The organism is Streptomyces sp. CAI-85 (assembly GCF_013363615.1).
Taxonomy (GTDB): Bacteria; Actinomycetota; Actinomycetes; order Streptomycetales; family Streptomycetaceae; genus Streptomyces; species Streptomyces antibioticus_B.
The window spans coordinates 71857-95902 of the sequence record NZ_JAANNX010000003.1 but is presented as its reverse complement, the minus strand read 5'-3'; the positions used below and the strand labels follow the sequence as shown (position 1 = coordinate 95902).

The 24046-nt window shown below is 75.2% G+C and carries 15 protein-coding genes; 10 read left to right on the top strand and 5 right to left on the bottom strand.

Features of this window, described 5'->3' with window-relative positions; translation table 11 throughout:
- Positions 1-2: 2 nt before the first annotated feature.
- From G6W55_RS06015 to G6W55_RS06000, 4 genes are all read left to right on the top strand, one after another.
- On the top strand, positions 3-908 hold the full coding sequence (locus G6W55_RS06015; RefSeq protein ID WP_175519959.1) for an ABC transporter permease: 906 nt from the start codon (positions 3-5) through the stop codon (positions 906-908).
- Between the two features lie 74 nt (positions 909-982).
- On the top strand, positions 983-1888 hold the full coding sequence (locus G6W55_RS06010; RefSeq protein ID WP_175519958.1) for an ABC transporter ATP-binding protein: 906 nt from the start codon (positions 983-985) through the stop codon (positions 1886-1888).
- Positions 1881-2561: an ATP-binding cassette domain-containing protein gene (locus tag G6W55_RS06005; RefSeq protein ID WP_175519734.1), complete on the top strand. Its 681-nt coding sequence runs from the start codon at positions 1881-1883 to the stop codon at positions 2559-2561. Before G6W55_RS06010 ends, G6W55_RS06005 begins: the two co-directional genes overlap by 8 nt.
- A gap of 72 nt (positions 2562-2633) precedes the next feature.
- Complete coding sequence (locus tag G6W55_RS06000; protein WP_175519733.1) at positions 2634-3443, top strand: universal stress protein; 810 nt, start codon at positions 2634-2636, stop codon at positions 3441-3443.
- Positions 3444-3461: 18 nt separating this feature from the next.
- Here the strand turns inward: G6W55_RS06000 and G6W55_RS05995 are convergent, their stop codons facing one another.
- From G6W55_RS05995 to G6W55_RS05980, 4 genes are all read right to left on the bottom strand, one after another.
- Positions 3462-4124: a DUF6308 family protein gene (locus G6W55_RS05995; RefSeq protein ID WP_175519732.1), complete on the bottom strand. Its 663-nt coding sequence runs from the start codon at positions 4122-4124 to the stop codon at positions 3462-3464.
- A gap of 28 nt (positions 4125-4152) precedes the next feature.
- Positions 4153-6318, bottom strand: coding sequence for a prolyl oligopeptidase family serine peptidase (locus G6W55_RS05990; RefSeq protein ID WP_175519731.1), 2166 nt, complete (start codon positions 6316-6318; stop codon positions 4153-4155).
- Positions 6291-8075, bottom strand: a complete 1785-nt coding sequence (locus tag G6W55_RS05985) for an N-acetylglutaminylglutamine amidotransferase (RefSeq protein WP_175519730.1) — start codon at positions 8073-8075, stop codon at positions 6291-6293. The genes G6W55_RS05990 and G6W55_RS05985 overlap by 28 nt, the downstream gene beginning before the upstream one ends.
- A 100-nt stretch (positions 8076-8175) precedes the next feature.
- Positions 8176-9375: a glutamate--cysteine ligase gene (locus G6W55_RS05980; RefSeq protein WP_309243645.1), complete on the bottom strand. Its 1200-nt coding sequence runs from the start codon at positions 9373-9375 to the stop codon at positions 8176-8178.
- Between the two features lie 533 nt (positions 9376-9908).
- On the opposite strand from G6W55_RS05980, the gene G6W55_RS05975 reads away from it, so the two are divergent.
- Both G6W55_RS05975 and G6W55_RS05970 read left to right on the top strand, forming a co-directional pair.
- Entirely contained in the window at positions 9909-11663 is a 1755-nt protein-coding gene (locus G6W55_RS05975; protein WP_175519728.1) for a sodium:proton antiporter, read from the top strand.
- Between the two features lie 136 nt (positions 11664-11799).
- Positions 11800-13788, top strand: coding sequence for an NAD-binding lipoprotein (locus G6W55_RS05970; protein ID WP_309243644.1), 1989 nt, complete (start codon positions 11800-11802; stop codon positions 13786-13788).
- Here G6W55_RS05970 and G6W55_RS05965 read toward each other — a convergent pair.
- On the bottom strand, positions 13774-15339 hold the full coding sequence (locus G6W55_RS05965; protein WP_175519957.1) for an MFS transporter: 1566 nt from the start codon (positions 15337-15339) through the stop codon (positions 13774-13776). The two genes, G6W55_RS05970 and G6W55_RS05965, sit on opposite strands and share 15 nt — an antisense overlap.
- A 242-nt stretch (positions 15340-15581) precedes the next feature.
- Between G6W55_RS05965 and G6W55_RS05960 the strand changes: the two genes are divergently transcribed.
- The 4 genes from G6W55_RS05960 to G6W55_RS05945 all read left to right on the top strand — a co-directional run bounded on the left by G6W55_RS05960 (position 15582) and on the right by G6W55_RS05945 (position 23989).
- Complete coding sequence (locus G6W55_RS05960) at positions 15582-16571, top strand: alpha/beta fold hydrolase (RefSeq protein WP_175519726.1); 990 nt, start codon at positions 15582-15584, stop codon at positions 16569-16571.
- Complete coding sequence (locus G6W55_RS05955) at positions 16523-17878, top strand: MFS transporter (RefSeq protein ID WP_309243643.1); 1356 nt, start codon at positions 16523-16525, stop codon at positions 17876-17878. The genes G6W55_RS05960 and G6W55_RS05955 overlap by 49 nt, the downstream gene beginning before the upstream one ends.
- 304 nt (positions 17879-18182) lie before the next feature.
- Positions 18183-19049 carry a DUF4132 domain-containing protein gene (locus G6W55_RS05950; protein WP_175519725.1) on the top strand — a complete coding sequence of 289 codons (867 nt, stop codon included), beginning with the start codon at positions 18183-18185 and terminating at the stop codon, positions 19047-19049.
- Positions 19046-23989 (top strand): DNA-binding protein, encoded by a 4944-nt coding sequence (locus tag G6W55_RS05945; protein ID WP_175519724.1) that lies wholly within the window; start codon positions 19046-19048, stop codon positions 23987-23989. The genes G6W55_RS05950 and G6W55_RS05945 overlap by 4 nt, the downstream gene beginning before the upstream one ends.
- Positions 23990-24046 lie beyond the last annotated feature (57 nt).

The window sequence follows — 24046 nt, the reverse complement described above, 5'->3', positions numbered from 1 at the left end:
CAATGGACACCGACACCGACACCGACACCGGCAGTGGGAAGCCGTCCGGGACCGTATGGCGCTCCCCCGGCACCGGCCGCCGTTCGACGCGCGCCCTGCGAGTGCGGACCTCGGCCGCGCTGGTGGCCGTGACCGTTCTCGCCGTCCTCCTCGTCCCGCCGCTGGTCCGGCTCGACCAGCAGGCCGTCGACCTGTCCGCCAAACTGCTGCCGCCGTCCTGGGCGCACCCGTTCGGCACCGACGACGTCGGCCGGGACCTGCTGCTGCGCTGTGTCTACGGGCTGCGGGTGTCGCTGCTCGTCGGCGCGGCCGCCGCGCTCACGGCGACGCTGATCGGGACCGCCGTCGGGGCCACCGCCGGGGCCCTGGGGGGCTGGGCGGACCGGGCCCTCATGCGGGTCGTCGACACCGTGTCCTCCGTGCCGCATCTGCTGCTGGGCATCTTCGTCGTCGCGATGTTCCGCCCCGGCGTGTGGCCGGTCGTCGTGTCGGTCGCGCTCACCCACTGGCTGTCGACGGCCCGGATCGTCCGCGCCGAGGTCCTCTCGCTGCGCGCCCGCCCGTACATCGACGCCGCCGTCTCGGGCGGGGCGTCCCGGTGGCGGGTGCTGGTACGGCATCTGCTGCCCGGCGTGCTGCCGCAGGCCGCGCTGGCCGCCGTACTGATGGTGCCGCACGCGATGTGGCACGAGTCCGCGCTGTCCTTCCTCGGGCTGGGCCTGCCCACCCATACGGCGAGCCTCGGCACGCTGATCCAGAGCGCACGGGGTTCGCTGCTGGCCGGCCAGTGGTGGCCGACGCTCTTCCCCGGCCTCTTCATCATCGTCCCCACGCTGGCCGTCGCGGGTCTGGCCGGCGCCTGGCGGGAACGGATCAACCCGCGCCGGCGATCGGAGCTGATGCTGTGACGGAGCGATCACCTCGCCAACAGGGCGAGCGGGAGCCGGTGTTGTCGGTGCGTGGCCTGTCGGTGCGGTTCGGGATGCCGGGTGGGCGCCGGATCGCCGCCGTCACCGACGCCCGCTTCGACGTGGCGCCCGGTGAGTGTCTCGCCCTGATCGGCGAGAGCGGCTGCGGCAAGTCCGTGCTCACGTCGGCCCTGTTGGGGCTGCTGCCCGCCAACGCCGAGACCGCCGGGGAGGCTTGGCTCGGCAGCCTCGACCTGCTCAGCGCCGGCGAACGCACCCTCGCCCGTGCCGTACGGGGGCGCCGGATCGGTCTCGTCCCGCAGAGCCCGGCCGCGCATCTGACGCCGGTCCGTACCGTGCGGGCCCATCTGGAGGAGACGGTCGCCGCGCTGACCGGCGTACGGGGTCGCGGGGCCGTGCGCAAGGCGGCCGAGGCGTGTGCCGCGCGTACGGCGTTCCCCGCGGACCATCTCGACCGGCATCCGCACGAACTGTCCGGCGGCCTCGCCCAGCGCGCCGCGACCGCCCTCGCGCTGGTCGGGGACGCGCCGTTGCTGCTGGCCGACGAGCCGACCACGGGACTGGACCGTGACCTGGTGGAACACACGGTCGACGCGCTGCGGCGCCATGTCGACGACGGCGACCGGGCCCTGCTGCTGATCACCCACGATCTGGCCGCGGCCGAACGGATCGCGAACCGGGTGGCCGTCATGTACGCGGGCCGTATCGTCGAACTCACGGACGCGGAAACCTTCTTCGGCGCCCGCGGCCCCCGACACCCGTACAGCCGGGGCCTCCTCCAGGCCCTCCCCGACCGGGGCTTCACCCCCATCCGCGGCCTGCCTCCCGAACTCGGCGGCCTCCCCGACGGCTGCGCCTTCGCCCCGCGCTGCGACCGCGCCACCGGCCTGTGCACGGCGCTGCCGTCCGGTCCGGTCGCCTGCCACCATCCTTACGTCCCGGAGGACGCCCGTGCTTGAACTGCGCGCCATCACCGCCGGATACGACCGGCACGCGCCCGTGGTGCGCGGCGCGTCCCTGACGGTGGCTGCCGGCGAGGCCGTCGGCCTGCTCGGGCCGAGCGGCTGCGGCAAGTCGACCCTCGCCCGCGTCGCCGCGCTCCTGCACCGCCCCGACGCGGGGGCCGTCCTCCTCGACGGCGCCCCCGTGCGCGGCTGGCGGCACCGCGCCCCGCGCGGACTCCGCACCGCGTTCGGTGTCGTCTTCCAACAGCCCCGGCTCTCCGCGGACCCCCGGCTGCGGCTCGCCGACCTGATCGCGGAACCGCTGCGCGCCACGGGCCGCCGAGACGGGCTGCCCGAGCGGGTGGCCGACCTCGCCGCGACCGTCGGCCTGACCCCGGACCTCCTCCCCCGGCGCCCCCACGAGGTCAGCGACGGCCAGCTCCAGCGCGCCTGCCTCGCCCGCGCCCTGGTGCTACGGCCGCGCTGGCTGATCTGCGACGAGATGACGGCCATGCTCGACGCGTCCACCACCGCCGCGCTCGTCACGGTCGTCGAGGACTACCGCCGCACCAGCGGCGCCGGCCTGCTCGCCGTCGGCCACGACCGGGTCCTCCTGCACCGGTGGTGCGACCGGACGGTCCGGTGGGAGGCGCTGGGCGCCCGCGCCGACGAGGCGGTGGCCGTCTGACCGGCCTGCCGGAATGGCGGCATCGCGGCGCCGCGGCGAAGCTGGGAAGCCGAGGCCAGCGAGGGAGGAACGGTGGGCAACCTTGTCGTCGTAGGCGTGGACGGCTCGGCGTCGAGTCTTGCCGCGGTGAAGGAGGCCGCGCGGGAGGCCGGGCGGCGGCGTGCGGAGCTGCGGGTGGTGCACGCCTTCAGTTGGCCGGTGCGGCCCGTGTACTCGCCGCCGGACCCGGCGCCGCTGGAACGCCTCGTGCACGAGGCGGCGGAACGTGCCCGTGCGGTGGCGCCGGGCCTCGAGGTCACCGAGGCCGTGGAGAAGGGCGACGCGGTGGCGGTGCTGGAGGCCGAGTCGCGGGCCGCGGACCTGGTGGTCGTCGGTCCCCGGGGCGTCGGGGGGTTCATGGGCGTGCTGCTGGGGTCGACGGCGGCGTCCCTGGCCGCCCACAGCCGCTGCCCGGTGCAGGTGGCACGCGAGGAACCGGCCGGCAGCGGGCCCGTCGTCCTGGCCGTCGACGGCTCCCCCGCCGCCGACAAGGCCGTCGAGTTCGCCTTCGCGGAAGCGGCACTGCGTGGCGCCCCGCTCCTGGCCGTCCACGTGTGGCTGCCCGACTACGCCCCGGCGGGTACGGGCCTGGAGAGCGCGGAACGCCTGCTGGCCGAGGCCCTCGCCGGCCACAGCGAGTCCTACCCGGACGTCACGGTCGACCAAGAGGTCCTGAGCGGCGAGACCCGCGAGACCCTGATCGAGGCGAGCCGCACCGCCCAGCTCCTGGTCGTCGGCGCCCGGGGCCGCGGCGGCTTCGCGGGCCTCCTCCTGGGCTCGGTGAGCCAGGCCCTCCTCCACCACGCCCACTGCCCGGTGACGGTCGTCCGCGGCACGGGGTGACCCGTACGGCTCCGACCGTCAGCTCGGCCCCTGCGCCATCCACGCGATGACGTCGAACACCCGCAGGACCCCGATGTCCTCGCCGATCCCCGCCTTGTCCCGCAGACGGACCAACTGGTCGCGCAGGGCGCCGCCGTCCGCCCGCAGGGCCGCCGCCAGGTCGGACCAGAAGGAGTGGTCCGTCGTCGGGCGGCCGAAGAACGCCTTGATACGGCGGTCGTAGACCGGGATCAGGTGCGGACGCTTGCGGGCCAGCAGCTTGCCCGCGATCACCGGGCCGCTTCCGTCCGGCTTCTCGGGCCGACCGACCTCGGCCAGGCGCTCCCACAGCTCCCACGCGGGGCCGCCCTTCGCCGTCAGCGCGTCGCTCGCGGGGTCCTCCAGGCGGGCGTCACGGGGGATGAGCGAGAGCAGGCGCGACCAGTGGCCGTCGGGGTCGGAGAGCAGGGTGACCGCGCCGTGCGGCCTGACGGAGACGCTGAGCAGGGTGATGGCCACCAGGTCGTCGCCGACGAAGCGGTTCGCCACGGGCTCGGCGTCCCCTCCCCCTGCCAGGCGCTCGAAGTGCGCCCCCGAATAGAACACGTCGCCGCGCGCGCGTTCTCGGGTGAAGTACTCGGCCAGCAGGCGAACGGCCTGCTCGTCGTCCCAGTAGACGTCCGGGATCCTCAGTTCGGTCACGGCGAAGCCCCCCAGCTCGGTCGGTTCGTCAGGTCGTCAGATGGCGTTGGAGCCAGTCTGCCGCTGTTCGGCGGTACAGGCGGCGGTTGTCGGCTCGGAGGAAGTCGTGGCCTTCGTCGCGGAGGGTGAGGAGGCGGGCCGGGAGGCCGCGGTCGCGGGCGGCTCGGACGAACTGTTCGGATTCCGCCGGGGGGACGTTGGTGTCGTGTTCGCCGTGGACCGCGAGGACGGGGACGCGCAGGGCGTCGATGCGGGTCATCGGGGAGAGTTCGCGCAGCAGGTCGCGGTCGTGGTCGGGGTGGCCGTACTTGTGGGCGGCGGACTCCGCGAGCCAGGGTTCCGTGCCGGCGAAGAAGGTCGCGAAGTCGGACATGCCGCAGACGGCGACGCCGGTGCGGAACAGGTCCGGGTGGCGGACCAGGGAGGCGAAGGTGAGGTAGCCGCCGTAGGAGCGGCCCATGACGGCGAGGCGGGTCGGGTCGGCGGGGCCCGCGGGGACGGTGTGCGCCGCGCAGTCGGCGACGTCGTCGAGGGCGGCGAACCGGCCGGTGCCGAGGTCGGCGTCGACGAAGCTCCGGCCGTGGCCGGAGGAGCCGCGGACGTCGGGGGCGAAGACGTCGAGGCCGCGGCCGGTCAGCTCGTGGTAGAGCGGGTTGAAGACGGGGCGTTCCTGTTCCTCGGGCCCGCCGTGCAGGTGGATCACGCAGGGCGCCGGTTCGCCGGGGGCGCGGCCGGGCGCGCGGTAGTACCAGCCGCTCAGGGGCAGTCCGTCGCGGGCGGTGAGGCGGAGGAGAACGGGGCGTACGGGCGGGCGGCCGGGCGGGACGGCGTCCTCGTCGCGGGAGGACCAGCGGGTGCGCAGCAAAGTGACGCCCTCCGTCACCGACCAGACGCCGGGGCGGCGCTGGGAGCCCGACAGGGCCGGCAGCAGGTGGCGCGGTCCGGTGACCGTCACTCGGGTGACGACCTCGTGGGGCAGCGGGACGGGTGTCGTAGGCAGGGGGCCGTGCGGGGGGCGGGTGGGGAGGGTGTCGACGAGTTCGAGTTCGCTGGCGCCGCGCGCGTTCCAGGACAGGGCCGCCGTACGGCCGTCGTGGGAGAGCGCGAGGAGGTCGAGGTCGCCGTCCGGCCGTTCGGCGACGACGGTGCGGCCGGGTGAGCGGCCGTCGGCGTCGAGGGTGACGGCGAGGAGGGCGGCGTACTCGCGGTCGTCGTCGCTGCGCAGCCACAGGGTGCGGCCGTCGGGTGAGAAGCGTCCGATCCACGGGTCGCCGTCGGCGACCGGCACGGTGCAGGTGGTCGCCGCGTCGGCGGTGCGCCGGACGACCGCCTCGCGGCGTCCGCGCGGTCCCCGGCGCAGCAGCACGAGCGCGCCGTCGTGGCTGATGTCGCACACGCGCAGGGTCGCGGCGTGGGTCTCGGTGGCGAGCAGGACGGGGGACGCCAGTCCGTCGGGGTCGATCAGATAGGCCGACAGGCCGCCGTCGGAGCGCACCGAGGAGGGGGCGGGCGGGGTCAGTTCGTCGACCACGGTCACGGTCCCGCCGGGCGGGGGCGAGCCGGTGTACGGGGTGCCGCCGAGGAGGGTGGCGCGGCCGCCCCGGTCCTCCCAGTTCGGGGCGGGGGTGCCGTCGGCGGCCGGTGCGGTGAGGGTGACGGCGACGGCCGAGCCGTCGTGCGCCCAGCAGCCCAGGTGGGCGGTGCTGTCGGGGTCTGCTCCGGCGAGGACGCGGCGGCCGGAGCCGTCGGGCCGTACGCACAGCACGCGCGTGTGCTCGCCGCCGCCGGGCGCGGTGGTGTAGGCGATCCAGCGGCCGTCGGGCGACCAGGAGACCTCTTTGACGGGGTCCGGGGAGGAGTCGAGCAGCCGTGCCTCGCCGCCGTCCACGGGGCCGGCCCAGAGCTGGGGGACGCCGCCGCGGTCGCAGATGAACGCGACCCCGGTGCCGTCGGGGTCGGCGGAGGGGTACCAGCAGCCGTGGGCGTGCAGCCGGGTCACGGCGTCGCGCGGACCGCTGGTCACCGGCAGGGCGACGGGCACGGGGGCCGGGGCGGCGCGGCCGTCGCCCGCCACCCGGCCCGGGGCGTCCGCCACCCCGCCCGGGGCGTCCGGCGCGGTGGACACCGTCCCCACCGGGGGCGGCGGGGTACTCCGTTCGCCGGTCGTCACGTGATCCCGTGCGTCTGAAGCCATATCTCCAGCAACGCTACCTGCCACAGCGCGTTCGCTCCCCGTCTGGTCCGGTGCTCGTCGGGTGCCTCCAGGAGCCGGGAGACGTACGGCTCCCGGAAGAGTCCGCGGTGCCTGGCCTCGGGCGCCTCCAGCGCCTCGCGCACCCGTTTCAGGACGGGTCCGGCCATGTGCCGGATGGCGGGGACCGGGAAGTAGCCCTTGGGCCGGTCCACGACGTCGCGGGGCAGCAGCCGGCGCCCCGCCGTCTTCAGGACGCCCTTGCCGCCGTCGGCCAGTTTGAGTCCGGGCGGGCAGGCCGCGGCCAGTTCGACGAGTTCGTGGTCGAGGAACGGCACGCGGGCCTCCAGCCCCCACGCCATGGTCATGTTGTCGACGCGTTTGACCGGGTCGTCGACGAGCATCACGTGCGTGTCCAGGCGCAGGGCCGCGTCCAGGGCGGTCTCGGCGCCGGGGGCGGTCATGTGCTCGCGGACGAAACGGCCGGAGACGTCGTCGTCGGCCAGCATGCCGGGTTCGAGGACGTCGGCGAGGTCGGTGTGCGGCCGGTCGAAGTAGGTGTCGGCGTAGCGTTCGGCGGCGTCCGGGCGGGCGGCCTCGGCGAGCCGCGGGTACCAGTGGTAGCCGGCGAGGACCTCGTCGGCGCCCTGTCCGCTCTGGACGACCTTGACCTCCTTGGACACCTGCTCGGACAGCAGATAGAAGGCGACCGCGTCATGGCTGGTCATGGGCTCGCTCATCGCCGCGACGGCGCCGTCGAGCGCGTCGGAGACCCGGTCGGAGGGGACCATCAGCCGGTGGTGGTCGGTGCCGAACTCCCGGGCCACCAGGTCCGAGTAGGGGAACTCGTCGCCGTCCTCCCCGGCCTCGGACTCGAATCCGACGCTGAACGTCATCAGGTCCCGCTGCCCCTCCTGGGCCAGCAGCGCGACGATCAGGCTGGAGTCGAGACCGCCGGAGAGCAGCACGCCCACGGGGACGTCGGAGACCATACGGCGGCGCACCGCGGTGCGCAGCGCGTCGAGCAGGACGTCGCTCCAGTCGGCGGCGCTCATGTCCGCGTCCTCGGCGCGGCGCGTGTACGACGGCTGCCAGTAGACGTGGTCGCGGTGGGTGCCGTCGGGTTCCACCACGCGCACGGTGGCCGGCGGGAGCTTGCGCACGCCGTTGAGGACGGTGCGCGGGGCGGCGACGGTGGCGTGCCAGCTCAGGTACTGGTGGACGGCGACCGGGTCGAGGGAGGTGTCCACGTCACCGCCGGCGAGCAGCGCGGGCAGGGAGGAGGCGAACCGGAGCCGGTCCGGGGTGCGGGCCAGGTAGAGGGGCTTGATGCCGAGCCGGTCCCGGCCGAGCACGACCCGCCCGGAGCGGTGTTCGACGAGGGCGAAGGCGAACATGCCGTAGAAGCGCTCGACGCAGGCGGTGCCCCACTGGCGGTACGCCTTGAGCACCACCTCGGTGTCGGAGGTGGACACGAACCGGTGGCCCAGGCCGCGCAGTTCGTCGCGCAGCTCGCGGTAGTTGTAGACGCAGCCGTTGAAGACCGCGGTGAGTCCGGCCCCGGCGTCGGTCATGGGCTGGGCCGCGAGGTCCGACAGGTCGATGATCTTCAGTCGCCGGTGTCCGAGGGCCGCCGCGCCGCGGGTCCAGATGCCTCCGTCGTCGGGGCCGCGTTCGGCGAGCCGTTCGCTCATGCGCTCGACGGCGGCGAGGTCGGGACGGTGACCGTCGAAGCGGATCTCCCCGCTCAGACCGCACATGACGGGGCGCCTCCCTCACGGTCGGCAGCGGGGGACGTGAGGTCTCGCGGGAGGGACGGATCGTGGGAGTAAGGGGACGGATCGTGGGTGTCCATGTCATTCACCTGCGGGTCAGCGGCCGTACGGACGGGGCGGGGCCCGTCATGTCGGCGGCGGGAAGGTTCTCACGGGGGGTATCGGTGCCGGCGGTGCCGCGGGGCGCGCGTTCCCCGCGGGTCTCGGCGATCAGCATGTCGACGCAGGCGAGCAGGTCCTCGTCCTGTGCCGTACGGCGGATGCGGCGGGCCGCGCTGCCCTCGGCGAGGGCCGCCTCGGCCAGCGCGCGGACGGTGTCCAGGTCGCCGTGCGCCTCCAGGGCGGGCCGCAGCCGGGCGAGGAGGGTGCGCACGACCTGTGCCGCGGGGGCCTCACGGTGGGTCTCCGGGTCCACCAGGTTGCCTTCGAGTCCGGCGCGGGCGGCGCGCCAGGAGGCGCCGCGCAGCCATTCGTGCCGGCCGTCGCAGTCGGGGGCGCCGCCGTGCGCGCGCCGGTGGTCGAGACGGTCGAGGGCGTCGGTCACCAGGGCGCGGAACAGTCCGGCGACGAGCACGACGGTCTCCGCGCGCGGGCAGGAGTCGCAGACGCGCAGTTCGAGGGTCTTGAGGTGGTCGGACGGGCGGAGGTCGTAGTAGATCATCCCGGCGTCGCTGATGGTGCCGGTCCGCACCAGGTCGCTCACCGTCGCGTCGTACTCGTCGGCGCTCGCGAAGCAGCCGACCGGTCCCGCGGTGGGCCAGCGCTGCCACAGCAGGGTGCGCCAGCTCGCGTAGCCGGTGTCGGTGCCCTGCCAGAACGGCGAGCTGGCGGAGAGGGCGAGCAGGACGGGCACCCAGGGCGAGACCGCGCACATGATCCGTACGGCGGTGTCGCGGTCGGGCACGTCCACATGGACCTGGGCGCCGCAGATGAGCTGTTCGTCGGCGACCGTGCGGTAGTCCTCGACCATGTGGCGGTAGCGCGCGCCGTCGGTGGGGTGCGGGGCGGCGGCGGGGGCGAGCGGGGCGGTGCCGGCGGCGACCACCGCGAGCCCCAGCGAGGCGGCGGCCGCGTCGAGGCGCCGTCTGGTGGTGACGAGGTCGGTGTGGAGGTCGGCGAGGGAGGCGTGCACCTCGCTGTTGGACTCCACCGTGGAACGGTGCAGCTCGGTGGTGAAGGTACGCCGGGGCAGGCGTCGCAGGATCGGGTCGGCGCGTGGCACGAGCAGCCCGCTCTCCACCTCCAGGACGTGGAACTCCTCCTCCACTCCGATACGAACGCTCACGGTCTCTCCTCGGGGCGATACGGAAGGCTGCCCGCTGCCTGTTCGGTACGTCTCGGTACGTCTCGCTACTGCCGAGTCACCAGAACGCCGCATTTCAAGCCCACCCGCCCATGTGGAACACGCAACTCTCAGATGAGCGGTTTCGGGGGGCGCGGGTCTCCGCGGGGCCCGGCATGGCGCCCGGGCCGGGCCGGCCGCCGTGTGATCAGGCGGCGGCGACGGTGACGCAGCGGCCGGGTGGGTCCGTCGTGACGACGTCGTGGTACCGCGCGTCGGTCAATGCCTGCCCCCGATCCTCGGAGCGTGCTCCGGTCCCGCCGGGCACGGGGCGTTCGGCCCGTCCACCAACGTAGCCCCAGGGGTGCCTCCCTGCGACTCGGGCAGGGCCATGACACGTCGCACGGCACGGCGCACAGCACGGCGCACGGCACGGCGCACGCCGAGTTGCCGGTGCCGGGTCCCGCCGGGTTAATGAAGCCGGGGCCCGCCGGGTTGACGAAGGGCGGCCGTGCCGGCGGGCGGGAGGCATCGCTGTGACGGAGGACCAGGTGTTCCGGGGCCTCGGCCTGATCGTCGCGCTGGCGGCCGGCAGCCAGGTCCTGGCGAGCCGGCTGCGGATCCCCGCGCTGATCGTCCTGCTCCCCGTCGGGTTCACCGCCGGCGCGCTGACCGAAGCGGTCAACCCCGAACGGCTGCTCGGCGACGCCTTCTCCCCGCTGGTCTCGCTGGCCGTGGCGGTGATCCTCTACGACGCCGGACTCGGCCTCGACCTGGAACGGTTCCGGGCGCACACCCGGCGGGTCGTGGTGCGGCTGATCTGGCTCGGGACATTGGTCACCCTGGTCTGCGCGACGCTCGTGGCCCGGCCGCTGCTCGGGATGTCCGAGGGGGCGGCCGTGATGCTCGCGGCGATCCTGGTGGTGTCCGGGCCCACGGTCGTCGGTCCGCTGCTCGCCTTCGTGCGGCCCACCGAGCGCTTGCAGCGGATCCTCGTCTGGGAGGGGTCGCTGATCGATCCGGTGGGCGCCGTCCTGGGCGCGCTGGTCTTCCACGCCGTCTCGGCAGGTCAGCGCGCCGGAGTGGGGAGCCAGCTCGCCCACTTCGCGGTGAGCGCGGCGGTGGGTGTGGTGGGCGGGGTCGTCGGGACGGTCCTGGTGACGGCGGCGCTGCGCCGGCTGCGGCTCGGTGAGGTCCTGGGCAGTACCGTGCAGCTCGCGGCGGTCGTCGCGGTGGCGGCGGTCTGCGACGTCGTCCGGGACGACACCGGGCTCATCGCGGCCGTGCTGATGGGGCTGGCGGTGGCGAACCTGCCGGGGTCGGACGCCGCCGCGCGGCGGCCGTTCTTCGAGACCCTGGTGAACCTGATCATCGGGCTGCTGTTCGTCTCCATCTCGGCCACCGTCACCCCGCAGTCCCTGCGGCACGTGGTGCTGCCCGCGCTGGGGCTGGTGGCGGTCCTGGTCCTGGTGGTCCGGCCGCTGATCGCGGCCGCGTCGACGCTCGGGACGGATCTGCCGCCCGGGGAACGGGCGTTCATCGGGTGGATGGCACCGCGCGGAATCGTGGCCGCGGCCACCGCCTCGACGTTCTCCGCGCCGCTGGTCGACAAGGGGGTGGCCGGCGCGGCGAAGATCCTTCCCGCGGTGTTCGTGGTGATCGTCGCCACCGTCACGCTGTACGGGCTGAGCGCGGCACCGGTAGCGCGGCGGCTCGGCGTGCTGCGGTCGGCGCGGTCCCGGCCGCTGCTGGTGGGCGGGGATCCCTGGGTGGTGGACCTGGGGCGGGCGCTGCGCTCGGCGGGGCTCGACGTGATGATGTGGGCGGGGCGGGAGGAGGAGCGTACGGCGATCCGCGCCGCCGGGATCCCGCTGGCGCCGGGGGAACTCTTCGCCGCGGCCACCGGCGCCGGTGCGGAACTGGAGGGCCTGACCGATGTGCTGCTCCTCACCGGCGAGGACGACTTCAACGCGCTGGCGGCCACCAATCTGGAGGGGAGCGTCGAGGGCACGGTCCACCGGCTGGGACCGCCCGCCGGCAGCCAGGGCGTGATCGCGCCCTACGCGAGCGGCGGGGTCCTCTTCACCCCCGACCTGACCGGCCCCGAACTGACCCGCCGCCACGCCGAGGGCGCCGAGATCGTGACACACCGTCTCGCCGACGGCGGCCCCTCGCCGGACCCCCACCGCCTCCTGTTCCTGGTCCGCGACAACGGCCTCCTCCTCCCGGTGACCCGAACCGACACCCCGACCCCGAGACCGGGCGACCTGGCCGTGCTCCTGACCGGCTGACGTGCGCCGGGCGCCGCCCCGGCGGCATGTTCCCGAAAGGATGAATGACCCGGTGGGACGGCGTGTCGCCGAACGGCAGACCGCACGCTTCGTCTCCGGGAACCGCGGAAGCGGGCGGCGGAGTCAGGGGGCAGGTGTGGCACAGCGGCAGCGGCCGACGTCGTTACGGGACCGGGCGCGCTACCTGTTCGACAGGACGCTCGCGCGCAGCACGGGCGCGCTGCTCGGCTGGCTGGCGCTGTGCTGTCTGGCGGTCGTCGTCCCGGTGAGCGCCCTGCTGGTGTGGACGGACCCCGCCGCGCCGCGCTCCCTGTCCGGGCGGCTCACGGCGGTGTGGCGCACCAGCGCGGAGACGCTGCGGCTGGGCGGGGTGACCGGCGCGCCGCTGCGGATGCTGCTGTCGGTGCTGCTCGGGCTGATCACCCTGCTCTGCGTGTCGACGCTGGTCGGGGTGATCACCACGGGACTGGGCGACCGGCTGACGGAGTTGCGCCGGGGCCGTTCGACGGTGCTCGAGCGCGGTCACGCGGTGGTGCTCGGCTGGTCGGACCAGGTGTTCACGGTGGTCGGCGAGCTGATCGCCGCGCGGGCCGAGGAGGGTGGGGGCGTGGTGGCGGTGCTCGCCGACCGGGACACCGCCGAGATGCAGTCGGCGCTCACGCCCGCGCCGGGGACCGCCCCTGGGGTCCGGCTGGTCTGCCGTACCGGCTCGCTGACGGATCCGGCGGCCCTCGCGCTGGTCACCCCGGCCGCGGCGGCCTCGGTGCTGGTGCTGCCGGCCGAGGGGGCCGACGCCGATCTGGAGGTCGTACGGACCCTGCTGGCGCTGCGGGCCGCGCTCGGGGCGCGGACCGGGCCGCCGGTGGTGGCCGCGGTGCGCGACGAGCGGCATCTGCCGGCCGCACGGCTGGCGGCCGGGCCACTGGGGACCGTACTGGAGACCGAGGTGACGACGGCGCGGCTGCTGGCGCAGGCGGCGCGCCGCCCGGGGCTGCCGGGGGCGCTGCGCGACCTGCTGGACTTCGCCGGGGCCGAGTTCCATGTGGTGGACGCGCCGGACCATCTGGTGGGACGGGACTTCGGGGGGATCGCGCTGTGCTTCGAGGCGTCCTGTGTCGTGGGGTTCCTGACCGCGGACGGCCGTGCGCTGCTCGCCCCGGCGCCGGGGACGGTGCTCGCGGCCGGGGATCGGCTCGTGGTCGTCGCCCGGGACGCGGTGGCCGCCGCCTCCGCCGTGGCCGTGGACCGCCGTCCGGCCGTCGACCCCACGGCCATGGCGGAGGGCGGGCCGGAGGAGCGGGAGCCGTCGCGGATGCTGATGCTCGGCTGGAACCGGCGGGCGCCGCTCGTGGTCGACCTGCTGCGCCGCACCGCCGGGCCGGGGTCCCGCCTGGACGTGGTCGCCGGTCCGGACGGTGTGCGGGGCGTGGAGGGCTGTGAGGGCCGGGAGCGGCTCGCCGTGGTGTTCCGGCCAGGGGACCCGGTCCGGGAGGAGACGCTGCGCGGCCTCGACGTGTTCGGCTACGACCGGGTCCTCGTCCTCGCGCCGGATCCGGAGGCCGGTGCCGAGCGGCCCGACGACCGCACGCTGCTGACCCTGCTGGTGCTGCGGTCGCTGGAGGAGGAGGCGGGCCGGGCGCTGCCGGTGGTGGCGGAGCTGTGCGAGCACCACAGCCGGGCGCTGGCGCCGCTGGGACCGGCGTCCGACGCGGTCGTGCGGGGTGAACTCACCGCGCTGCTGATGGCGCAGATCGCGCACGGCCCGGAACTGGCCGCGGTGTTCGAGGAGTTGTTCGCCACCCGGGGCGGGGCGCTCGCGCTGCGTCCGGCCGGGGACCATGTGACGCCGGGCCGTGAGGCGTCCTTCGCCACGGTGGTCGCGGCGGCCCTGGAGCGGGGCGCGTGCGCGATCGGGTACCGCGCGCACGGCGCCGGGGGCCTTCGGCTCTGCCCCCGCAAGGGCGAACGGCGGGTGTGGGGCGCCGACGACGAGATCCTCGTCCTGACGGCGGCACCCGGCGGGAGCGAGGACGCGCGCGTCCCGGACGGCGGACGGGACCGGGTGCCGCGCATGCGGCTGTCCCACGAGGGGGGCGATTCGCCCAGCGGGCTATCCCTTGGGTGAGGCGGGTGCGGGCGACGGTGCCTGCGGTGCGGGCGCGTTCGCGCTCTCGTCCGCCGCCGTCTGCGTCCCCGCGCCGCCCGGATGGCGCAACGCGCACAGGAAACCGATGCCGAGGGCGATCGCCATGCCGTAGAACACCCACTGGTTGGCCTCGGCGAAATCCATCCGGATCGAGGACATCGCGTCGCGCATCGCCGTCGCGGCCGGGCTGTCGCCGGTCGGGGTGCGGGCGTCCGCGTTGCCGGTGACCGCCTCGGTGACGTCCCTGGCCACCGAGTTCGCCGTCGCCGAGGACACCCCGCGGTCCTGGAGGGTGTCCACCACCTTGTCCGTCATGGTGTGCGTCAGCATCGTGCCGAAGACGGCCATGCCGACGCTCGCCGCGTAGTTGCGGACGGTCTGGGTGATGCCGGTGACCTCGCCGTAGGAGGCGTCGATGGCACGGTTGACGGCGTCCGTCGAGGCGGGCGCGAGGATGAAGCCGATGCCCGCGCCGGCCAGCGCCGCGTACGGCCACTGGTCGTGCATGGACAGGTCGGTGAGCTTGCCGGCCCACAGCGCGAAGCCGACGGCACCGACCACACAGCCGGTCTTCATCGCCGGGCGGGCGCCCCGCTTGTCGAGGATCCGGCCGCCCCACTGGGAGGCGATCGCGAACCCCACGAAGAAGTACAGCAGGTACAGGGCCGCCTGGTTGGGCGAGGCGCTCAGGGAGACCTGGGCGTACACCGAGGCGAAGAAGAACAGCGGGACGAACGCCAGCATGGCGAAGAACAGCACCAGCGAGTCCACGGTGAAGGCGCGGTCGCGGAACACCGCGAGGTTGACCAGCGGGTGCCGGGTGCGCAGTTCGTAGCGGCAGAACACGTAGAGCACGGCGAGGCCGCCCACGATGCAGGCCCAGGTGGCCACGCTGTCCCAGCCCCAGGCGGACGCCTGCTGGAAGCCGAGCACGCTGGCGCCCATGCCGACGGCGATGAGGACCGCGCCCTTGACGTCCAGCGACTCCGGGCGCCGCCGGTCGGAGATGTGGGCGACGGCGGTGAGGATCAACGCGATGACCGCGACCGGCACGTTGACCCAGAAGATCGCCCGCCAGGTCCACGACGTCAGCCAGCCGCCGAGCAGCGGGCCCAGCGCGGTGAGGGCGCCGGTGAGTCCGAAGAACAGGGCGAGCGCCCGGCCCCGCCGTTCGACGGGGAACACCGCCACGACCACGGCGAGCGCGGCCGGGAAGAGCATCGCCGCGCCGAGACCCTGGGTCGCCCGGAAGATGATCAGCCAGGTCAGCGCGGCGTCGCCCTTGGGGACGCAGCCGCACAGCACCGAGGAGATCACGAAGACCAGCGTGCCCACGATCACGATACGGCGGGGCCCGAGCAGGTCGGCGAGGCGTCCGCCGAGGGCGAAGAAGGCGGCCAGGGACAGCAGATAGGCGTTGATCACCCATTGCATGCCCGAGCCGGACAGTCCGAGTTCCGAGACGATGTCGGGGGCCGCGATGGACACGATCGTCTGGTCGATGAAGGTCATCGCCACCGCGAACATCATCGCCGCGAGCGCCACCGACTGATTGCCCGCGCTCCGTCCGCCGACCGCGCTCCCGTCGCCTTGTGCATGAGTTCGGCTCACCCGGCCAGTCTGCGCCCGGCGCGGTGGGCCCGCACGCCGAGGATCACGGGCGCCGAGGTGACGTAGGACGGGCTTGTGCCGACGATGGTGCTGACCTGTGGGGCACAACCCCGGGGTGGTGCGCGGAGCCCGCGGCCACGCCGTCGTCCGAGGAGGAGAGCATGGCCCCGTCGAGTACGGCCGCCCAGGACGCCGGGACCGATGCCGATGCCGGTGCCGATGCCGGTGCCGATGCCGGTGCCGGTGCCGCTGCCGGTGCCGCTGCCGATGCCGGTGCCGGTGGCCCGCGCAGGATCGTCCTGGAGGGCGCGGGAGTACGGCTGTCGGCGCTGCTCGCCGAGCCCGTGGACGGCGCGCCCCGGGCGGCGGTCGTCGCCCTGCACGGCAGCGGGATGAACGCCGCGTACTTCCACGCGCGGGCCGATCCCCGGCTGTCGCTGCTGACGCTCGGCCCCCGGCTGGGCTACACCGTCCTCGCGCTGGACCGGCCGGGATACGGGCGGTCGGCGTCGGCCGTGCCGGACGGGCAGCGGCTGGCGGAGCAGACCCGGACCGTGCGGGCCGCGCTCGCGGACTTCGCCGCCCGGCACGGCACCGGGGCGGGCCTGTTCCTGCTCGCTCACTCGTTCGGCGGCAAGGTGGCGCTGACCTCGGCGGCGGACGACGGCGTCCCGGGGCTGCTGGGGCTCGACGTGTCGGGCTGCGGGCACGAGTACGCCGTTCCGCCGGACGCGGTGTCGGACCTGGACGGGCCCGAGCGGCGGCGCCGCAACTGGGGTCCGCTGCGGCTGTATCCGCCGGGGACGTTCGTCGCCGGCGGGGCGTTCGTCGCCACCGTGCCCGCGCGGGAGTTCGCGGACCTGGAGGACTGGCCGCGGGTCCTGGACACCGCGGCGCCCCGGATCCGGGTGCCGGTGCGGTTCACCTTCGCCGAGCACGAGGGCTGGTGGCGGCACGACGACACCCGGCTGCGGAGTCTGCGGGCCCGCTTCACGGCGGCGCCCCGTGTGGTCGTCGAGCGGCGGGCGGACGCCGGACACAACATCAGCCTCGGCTGGGCGGCCCGCTCCTACCATCTGAGCGCCCTGGCGTTCCTGGAGGAGTGCCTGGTGCGCGCCGAGGCGGCGCCGCCCGGGACGCGGGTCTCCTGACCGTGCCCCGGGGCGTCCTGGGCACCGCCTTCCACTCGGCCTTCCACACCGCTTTCCGGTCGGCCTTCCGCTCGCTGTCGGTGCGCAACTTCCGGCTGTTCGCGGCCGGTCAGGTGCTGTCGGTGTCCGGCACCTGGATGATGGTCGTCGGCCAGGACTGGCTGGTGCTGTCCCTCACCGACTCGCCGGGGACGGCGCTGGCGGCGGTGACGGCCGCCCAGTTCACGCCGATGCTGCTGCTGACCCTGTACGGCGGGCGGCTCGCCGACCGCCACGCCAAACGACCCCTGCTGGTCTGGTGCAACGCGGCGTCCGGGGCCGGTGCGCTGGGTCTCGGGGTACTGGTGGCCCTGGACGCGGCCCGGCTGTGGCATCTGCTGCTGTTCGGCTGCTGGCTGGGCACGGTCAACGCGGTGGAGGTGCCCACCCGGATGGCGTTCGTCGGGGAGCTGGTCGGCCCCGAACTGCTGCCGAACGCGTCGGCGTTGAGCGCCGCCTACTTCAACGTGGCCCGGGTGGTGGGTCCTGCGGCGGCCGGTCTGCTGATCGCGGTCGCCGGGGTGGGCCCGCTGATGCTGCTCAACGCCGTGAGCCATGTCGCGGTCGTGGTGGCCCTGCGGCGCATGGACCCCGCCGCGCTGCGGCCGGTCGCGCCGGGGGCACCCGGCCGGATCGCCGACGGGCTGCGGTACGTGCGGGGGCGGCCGGACCTGGTCGTGACGCTGACGCTGGTGGCGTGCGTCGCGCTGTTCGGGATGAACTTCCCGCTCACGCTGCCGCTGCTGGCCAAGACCGTGTTCCACGCGAGCGCGGGCACGTTCGGGCTGCTGACCACGGCGTTCGCGCTGGGCTCGCTGGCCGGCGCGCTCGCCACCACGGCGCGCAGGACCCGCCCGTCGGCCCGGCTGGTGGCGGGCACGGCCCTGGTGTTCGGGGTCCTGGAGACGGCCTCGGGGCGGGCCCCCGGCTACGGCTCGGCGGCCGTGCTGCTCGCCGCGACCGGCTGTGCCGCGATCGTGTTCTCCCAGGCCGCCAACCACCGGGTGCAGTTGGGCAGCGATCCGCGCTACCGCGGCCGGGTGCTGGCCCTGTACACGCTGATCCTCCAGGGTTCGACACCGATCGGGGCGGTGCTCGTCGGCTGGCTCACCACCCGCTTCGACGCGCGCGCCGGTCTGTACGCCGGCGGGCTGCTCTCCCTGGTGTCCGTGCTCGCCGTCGTGTTCGCCGACCGGCTCCGCCGCCGGCGCCGCTCGGCGCGCACGGAGCGTGAGCGCGCCCGGCGGGCCGCGCCCGACCTGCGGTGACCGGCCGGTAGTACGTACCCGCCTACGTAGATCTACGGATGCGGCAGCCCGCCTCCTCGGATTGGCTTGCCGTACGCCGGAGGGAACGCCCCCCGCGCCCCCGCGCGCCCGCGCGTCGCCGGTCCCCGGCGGCCGGAAGGGGCCGCGGGACGGGTGGCCGGGGGCCGTGGGCGGGGGGCCCGGGGCCGATTGTCAGTGGCCGCCGCTAGCGTTTGACCATCGTCGCACCGGTGCCGGGATTCCCCCGGCTGAACTGTGCTTTCTTCTGGTGCTCTTGTGTTCTTGACGCGGAAGGCTGTGGCTCGTGGGTTGGCTGTCGGCGGGTGACGGGTATGAAGTCGCCCTGGTGGAGGGGCGGGTGGCGGCACGCGCCACCTCGGGCCGGGCTGCGGGGCGGCAGTTGAAGTCGCTGCCGCGCGCCCTGAAGGACCATCCGGAGGTGGACCGGCTGCGGCGGTTCGCCGAGTGGCTGGACCGGCACGCCACGGCGTGTGTCGCGCAGACCGACGCCTGGATGGTGTCGTCACTGCCCGTGCCCACCGGTCTGCTGGCCCGGGTGTGGCCGGACGAGGCGTGGCAGCGCGCGCTGCGCGATCTGGCGGTGGTCGGCGACGACCCGGACGAGGTCGGATTCCTGCGCGGCGCCACCGAGTCCGGCGAGCTGCGGATCGTGAACCTCGACGGCGAGACGGTCCGGCTGTCCCCGCGCACGGTGACCCTGCCGCATCCGGTGCTGCTGCCGGACCTGGACGACCTGCGGGAGTTCGCCGCCGAGCTGGGGATCGTGCAGGGCGTCGAGCAGATACACCGGGCGACCTGGCGGCGGCCCGACGACCTGGCCCCGAAGGCCACCGAGGTGCGGGAGTTCGCCGGCGGGTCGTTCCGCTCCCGGTTCGCGCTCGCCGCGCGCGCCTCCTCCCTGGGCTACCGGGTCTCCGGCGGCTACGCCACGGCCCGGGTGCGGGACGGCGGGCGGACCGTGGAGGCGTCCGTGTGGATCGGTGAGCCGTACTGGGACGACCAGGTGGAGACCGGTGCTCTCACCTGGCAGGACCAGGAGGGCCGGGCGCTCGCGCTGCGCGAGGTGGGCCCGGTGGCGTGGTCGGAGGGGATGCGGATGGCGGCGGCACTGTACGCGGGGCGCGAGATCGAGGAGGGCAAGGACGCATGAGCGGGGGGACAGAGGTGTCGAGCGGGGGGACCGGGGTGCCGGGGACCGTGGCGTCGTACGAGGAGCTGCTGACGGCGGGCGGGGTACTGCCGCCGGACACCGGGGGGGCCGGGGAGCGGGCGGTGCCGCTGACCACGCGCTCGTACCGGCATCCGGGGCTCGACGACCGGGTGGTGGTGCGACTGGTCGCGGGCGAGCTGGGCGCCGCGGAGGATCTGGCGGCCGGATATCTGGGCCTGGAGCCGGACGCGGAGCCGGCCGTGGTGGGGCTCGGGCTGCGTCAGTCGCTGGGCTTCCCGGAGTGGGTGCTGGTGCATCATCCGCGGGACGGGCGGCACGCGTTGGGCGTCGTGCCCGATCTGGAGCGGGCGGCCCGGCAGGCCAAGTCCAAGCCGAAGGCGGCCCTGGACGCCTATCTGGAGCTGGGCGCCCGGCTCGCGGCCTCGGTGCCGCACTTCCTGCCGACGTTCTACGAGCAGGCCGGGCGGGTGTTCCTCGCCGAGGAGAACGCCACCTACGCGGCCCAGTTGTTCACCCGGGCCCGCAAGGCCGAGGCGGAGCACGGTCTGGTGGTCGAGGAGGAGCGGCTGGACGCCGTCTTCCTGGAGTTCGCGCTGGCCGGCGCGCTGCCGGTGAAGGTGCTGTCGGGGTACGCGAAGGAACTGGCCGCGCGGGTGCCGGCCGAGGAGGCGCTGCGCCGCTTCACCCGGCTGTGCCTGCGCCGCACGGCGGGCGGTCTGCCGCCGTCCGCGCAGATGGCGACCGATCTGCGCAGGCTGGCCCGGGCGGCCGGCCGGGACGCGGATCTGACGGAGCAGGAGTATCTGGCCGAGCTGCTCGGGCTGCCGGCCACGCTGCGCGCGGCGGCGGGCTGGTGGAAGGGACACCGGGCGGCCCTGGTGGGGCTGGCGGCGCGCGAGCCGCGGGTGCGGGGCGCCCTGCTGGACCTGATCCCGTCCTGCCACGACGACGAGATGCCCGCGCTGTGGCTGGGCGTCCTGGAGGCGTCCGGTGCCGTGGCCGCGCTGTGGGACGGCTCGCTGCCCGAGGAGGAGCGGCCGCGGGACGGCGCGGCGGGCTGGCTGGAGCGGTTCCTGGCGTTCCGGGAGCGGGTGCGGTCCTGGCGCGGCTCCACCCGGATGGCGGAGCTGTATCCGCTGGTGGAGCGGGCCGCCGACCGGCTGCGGGAGGAACTCGCCGCCGCCGGGCGCGGGGTGCGTGTCGAGCACGACATCGACCTGATCGACCTGCTGCTGTCGCTGGACGTGCCGGTGGCCGATCCGGGCCGGGGCGCGCATCTGCCGCTGGTGCCGTGGGCGTCGGGTGAGGGGCACCGTGAGCTGCTGTCGCTGGGGGCCGACCCGCGCTTCCACGACGCGTTCCTGAGCGGCGCCGAGCAGTTCTCGGACAACGAGCACACGCTGCGGGCGATCCGGCTGCTGGCGGTGTCGCCGGGCGGACGGCCGCTGCTCACCGAGTGGGTGCGCCGGGTGGTGCGGCGGTTCACGGCCGTCGGCCTGCCCCAGCTCCCGGACGCGCTGAGCCGGCTGAAGTGGCTGCCCGCCGAGGCGCTGGCGCTGGCGGAGGACGAGGTCCGCGCGGCCGCCGCCACCGATCTCGCGCCGGTGCTGGCGCGCACCCTGCGGGCCGGTCTCTTCGACGAACTGGGCTGGCCCGCCTGGGAGGAGGCGACGGCCGCGCTCGTCCCGAGGAACGACGTCGAGGACGTGATCGTCGCCGACGCCTGGCCCCATCTGATCGTGGCGGGCGCCGCGCAGGCCCGGGTGATCGGCGCCGAGGGCACGGTCCTCACCCACGATCTGCGGATCCCCGCCGACGAGCGGTGGGGCGACCCCGGTTTCCATCATGTGGACGGCGAACTGCTCGTCTACTGGCGCAACCGCGGCGACGGCCTGCGCGGCTACTGGCACACCCGCGCCGACCGTGTCCAGACCATCGAGGGGCCGGGCAGCACGCGGGGCACCGAGATGGACTGGTACCGGGGCGACCTCCCGGTCACGCTGCCGCTGCCCGGCGGCGGCCGCACCACCGGCGCCCGTGTCCTGTACGCCGGGGACACCACGCTGCCCGAGGAGCGCGCGATCATCTCCGACGGTGTCGCGCACTGGGTGTGGCGGTCCGACGGCGACGGCACGTACGGCTGGTTCGAGTACGACCCGGCGACCGGGGAGACCGGCCGGGCGAGCCTGCCCGCGTTCCTGGCGGACGCGCTGCGCGACGCGCCCGCGGGCAGTGTGTTCGAGGGCGGCCGGCTGCGCCCCGCGCCGGTGTCCGGTCCCGGGCCCGCCGCCGCGCCGGTGGACGGTCTGGTCGGGCTGCGCCGGGTGACGCTGCCCGACGGCTCCCGGCGCACCGAGGACCTCGCCGGCCGCTCGGTGACGCTGCCCCAGGGCACGAACTGGCCTGCCGCGCTGGTGGTGTTCCCCGGGGACGACCGGCCGCGTGCCGTCGTCCGCGGGAGCTGGCAGCTCGACCTGGTCGACCCCGAGGGCGTCGTCACCTCGTGGGCCAAGACGGACCGCGCCCCCGGCGTCTTCGGCGAGGGCACGCTGCTGCTGCCCCCGACGCAGTACTGGGAGCACCTGACGGCCCGTGACCCGCGGGGTTCGGTGGCGCTGCGGACCATCGACCGGGACACGTCGGCGGCCCTGCTGGCGGCCGGCGCGCTGGAGGACGAGAAGGCGCTGCCGGCGGCGATCCGGGCCCTGCTGCCCGTCACCCACGACGCGCTGGTCGCGGGCATCGCCGGAGTGGTGCGGCACGCCGCGGGCCAGCAGGCCGTGCTGGACCAGGTGGCCGCGCGGCTGACCCGGGCGCTCGACGGCGGCCTGGAGGAGGAGGGCCCCGCCGGTCCGCCCGACGCCCTGCTGCTGGACGCCGTCAGCGGGCTGTACGCGCCGCGCGGCTACTGGTGGAACCGCGACGAGGAGGCCGACACCGTCTTCCGCTCGCTGCGCGTCCTGACCCGGGCCGCCGGACTCGACGGGGCCGCCGTGCCGGCGGAGCGGACCGCCGCGCTGCACCTGGACGGGCCCGCGCTGCCGTCCGGGAACCCGGACCTGGACACGCTGCTCGACCGGGTCGCCGCCCTGGCGTTCCGCGCGGCGGCCGGCACCACCGCCGAGGAGCACCGCGAGGTGCTGCGCACCCTGCTCGCCCGGTTCGACGCGCTGGGACTGTCGGCGGCCGACGCGTCCGGGCACTGGCGCAGGGTGGTCGTACGGCTGGCGGCGAGTGCGCTGCGCACCCCGGCGGGCGAGTGGCGGGAGGGCGCGTGGACCGGGCTGCTGCCGCTGGGCGGCGGTGCCTTCCTCGCCGTCACCGGACGCCGTTCGACCCAGGACGACGGCTGTGTGTTCACCGGCATCCACCACGACCCGGCCGGACGGTTCGAGACGCCGGACCCCTACACGGTCCTGGAGTCGGCGCCGCTCGGCGAGAGCGCCGGCGCGGGCCGGGCCGGGGCGGTCCTCGCGGAGCTGGCCGCCCGTGGACCGGCGCCCTGGTTCCCGGCGGCCGCCGAGGAGTTCGCCCGGCTCACCGGCGTCACCGACACGATGGCCCGGCTGATCGTGGCCGGACTGCCCGGCGTCGACGCGTACGAGCGGACGTTCCTGTCCGCCGACGCCCGCGCGCTCCTCGGGGTGAAGGTGGCCCCGGCCGCCGTCGCCAAGGACGAACTGCGCGGCGTCGACGGCGACATCCGCGCCGCCGTGGCCGGCGCGCTGGTGCCCGCCGACCCCGCCCGGCTGTGGACCGAGGGCCCCGACGTGACGGCGGCGGCCGAGGTGTGGAACAGCAGGGTGGGCCGGCGCACGGCCGTCCCCGAGGAGCTGCTCAGCGACGCGCTGCGCGCCGTCCGGCACACCCGGTGGGAGGTGCGGGAGGCGCTGCCGGCCCTGCTGCACCCGGCCGGTGAGCCCCGGCTCACCCGCGACCTGGAGTGGGCGGTCTCCGGCGACCGGGTGCGGCCCGTCGGGGAGAACCCGGTCGGGTTCACCGCGGACATCCTGACCGGCTCGGTCGGGCTCACCGCCTGGCTCGCCCACCGGCTGCCCGCCGGCGACCCGTCCCGGGCCGCGCTGCCGCCCGCGCTCACCGCCGTGCGCACCCGGCTGGCCCATCCCGGACTCGTCCTGGACCTCGGGGAGTACATCCGGCTGTCCGCGTTCCGCAAGACCGCGGGCGCCCCGACCGAGACCGGCCAGGGCTACGAGCGGTACGGCGCCCTGATCCTCGCCACGCACGACGACCAGCCGGCCCCGGGCCTGCGGGTCGATCTGCTCGACGAGGCCGGTGAGGACCCGTACCTGCCTGCGGCGCGCACCGGCGACCAGCGGCCCTACCCGGCCGAGATGGCGCTGCGGCTCGCCCGTTCGCCCCGGTTCGCGGCGCTGCTCGCCGACCCCGGCGACCCGGTGGCCGGTGAGCGGGGCAAGGACGGCACCTGGTGGCCGCAGGACCCGAGCCGCTCCGTACCCGACCTGGTCACCCTGGCGGCCAAGGAGCACGGCATCGGCGAGGACGCCGCCACGCTGTATCTGATGCTGCTCGCCATGCCCGACCCCACCGACCGGACGACGGCCCGGTGGACCGGATGGAAGCCGGCCCGGCTCAAGGCCGCCCGCGCCGAACTGGCCGCGACCGACCTCGTGGTGCAGGCCACCCGCACCCGGGCCGGACGCTCGCTCTTCCTGCCCGGCGGCTGGGCCGACCTCGGCGCGCCGCGCGTCCCGCTGGAGCGGTGGAAGCTGCCGCTCTACGACGGCCTGATCAGCGGTGAGCACGCGCAGTTCGGCGTGATCGTCCCGGCCGAACCGGCGGCGGACCTGTACCGCAGAGCCTGGCAGCGGGTCCAGGACGGCGACGGGCCCCGCTTCGAGGAGCTGAAGGTACGACGCGGCGGCCGACGCCGCTGACACCGGGCGGGGACGGGCACCGGGCTCTACGTCCCGGTGCCCGGACCCCGGTGATCG

Excerpts from the sequence above, each read along its gene's own strand:
- G6W55_RS06015 (WP_175519959.1), top strand. The coding sequence starts at position 3 with ATGGACACCGACACCGACACCGACACCGGCAGTGGGAAGCCGTCCGGG.
- G6W55_RS06010 (WP_175519958.1), top strand. The coding sequence starts at position 983 with ATGCCGGGTGGGCGCCGGATCGCCGCCGTCACCGACGCCCGCTTCGAC.
- G6W55_RS05990 (WP_175519731.1), bottom strand. The coding sequence starts at position 6,318 with ATGGCTTCAGACGCACGGGATCACGTGACGACCGGCGAACGGAGTACC.
- G6W55_RS05985 (WP_175519730.1), bottom strand. The coding sequence starts at position 8,075 with ATGTGCGGTCTGAGCGGGGAGATCCGCTTCGACGGTCACCGTCCCGAC.
- G6W55_RS05965 (WP_175519957.1), bottom strand. The coding sequence starts at position 15,339 with ATGATGTTCGCGGTGGCGATGACCTTCATCGACCAGACGATCGTGTCC.
- G6W55_RS05960 (WP_175519726.1), top strand. The coding sequence starts at position 15,582 with ATGGCCCCGTCGAGTACGGCCGCCCAGGACGCCGGGACCGATGCCGAT.
- G6W55_RS05945 (WP_175519724.1), top strand. The coding sequence starts at position 19,046 with ATGAGCGGGGGGACAGAGGTGTCGAGCGGGGGGACCGGGGTGCCGGGG.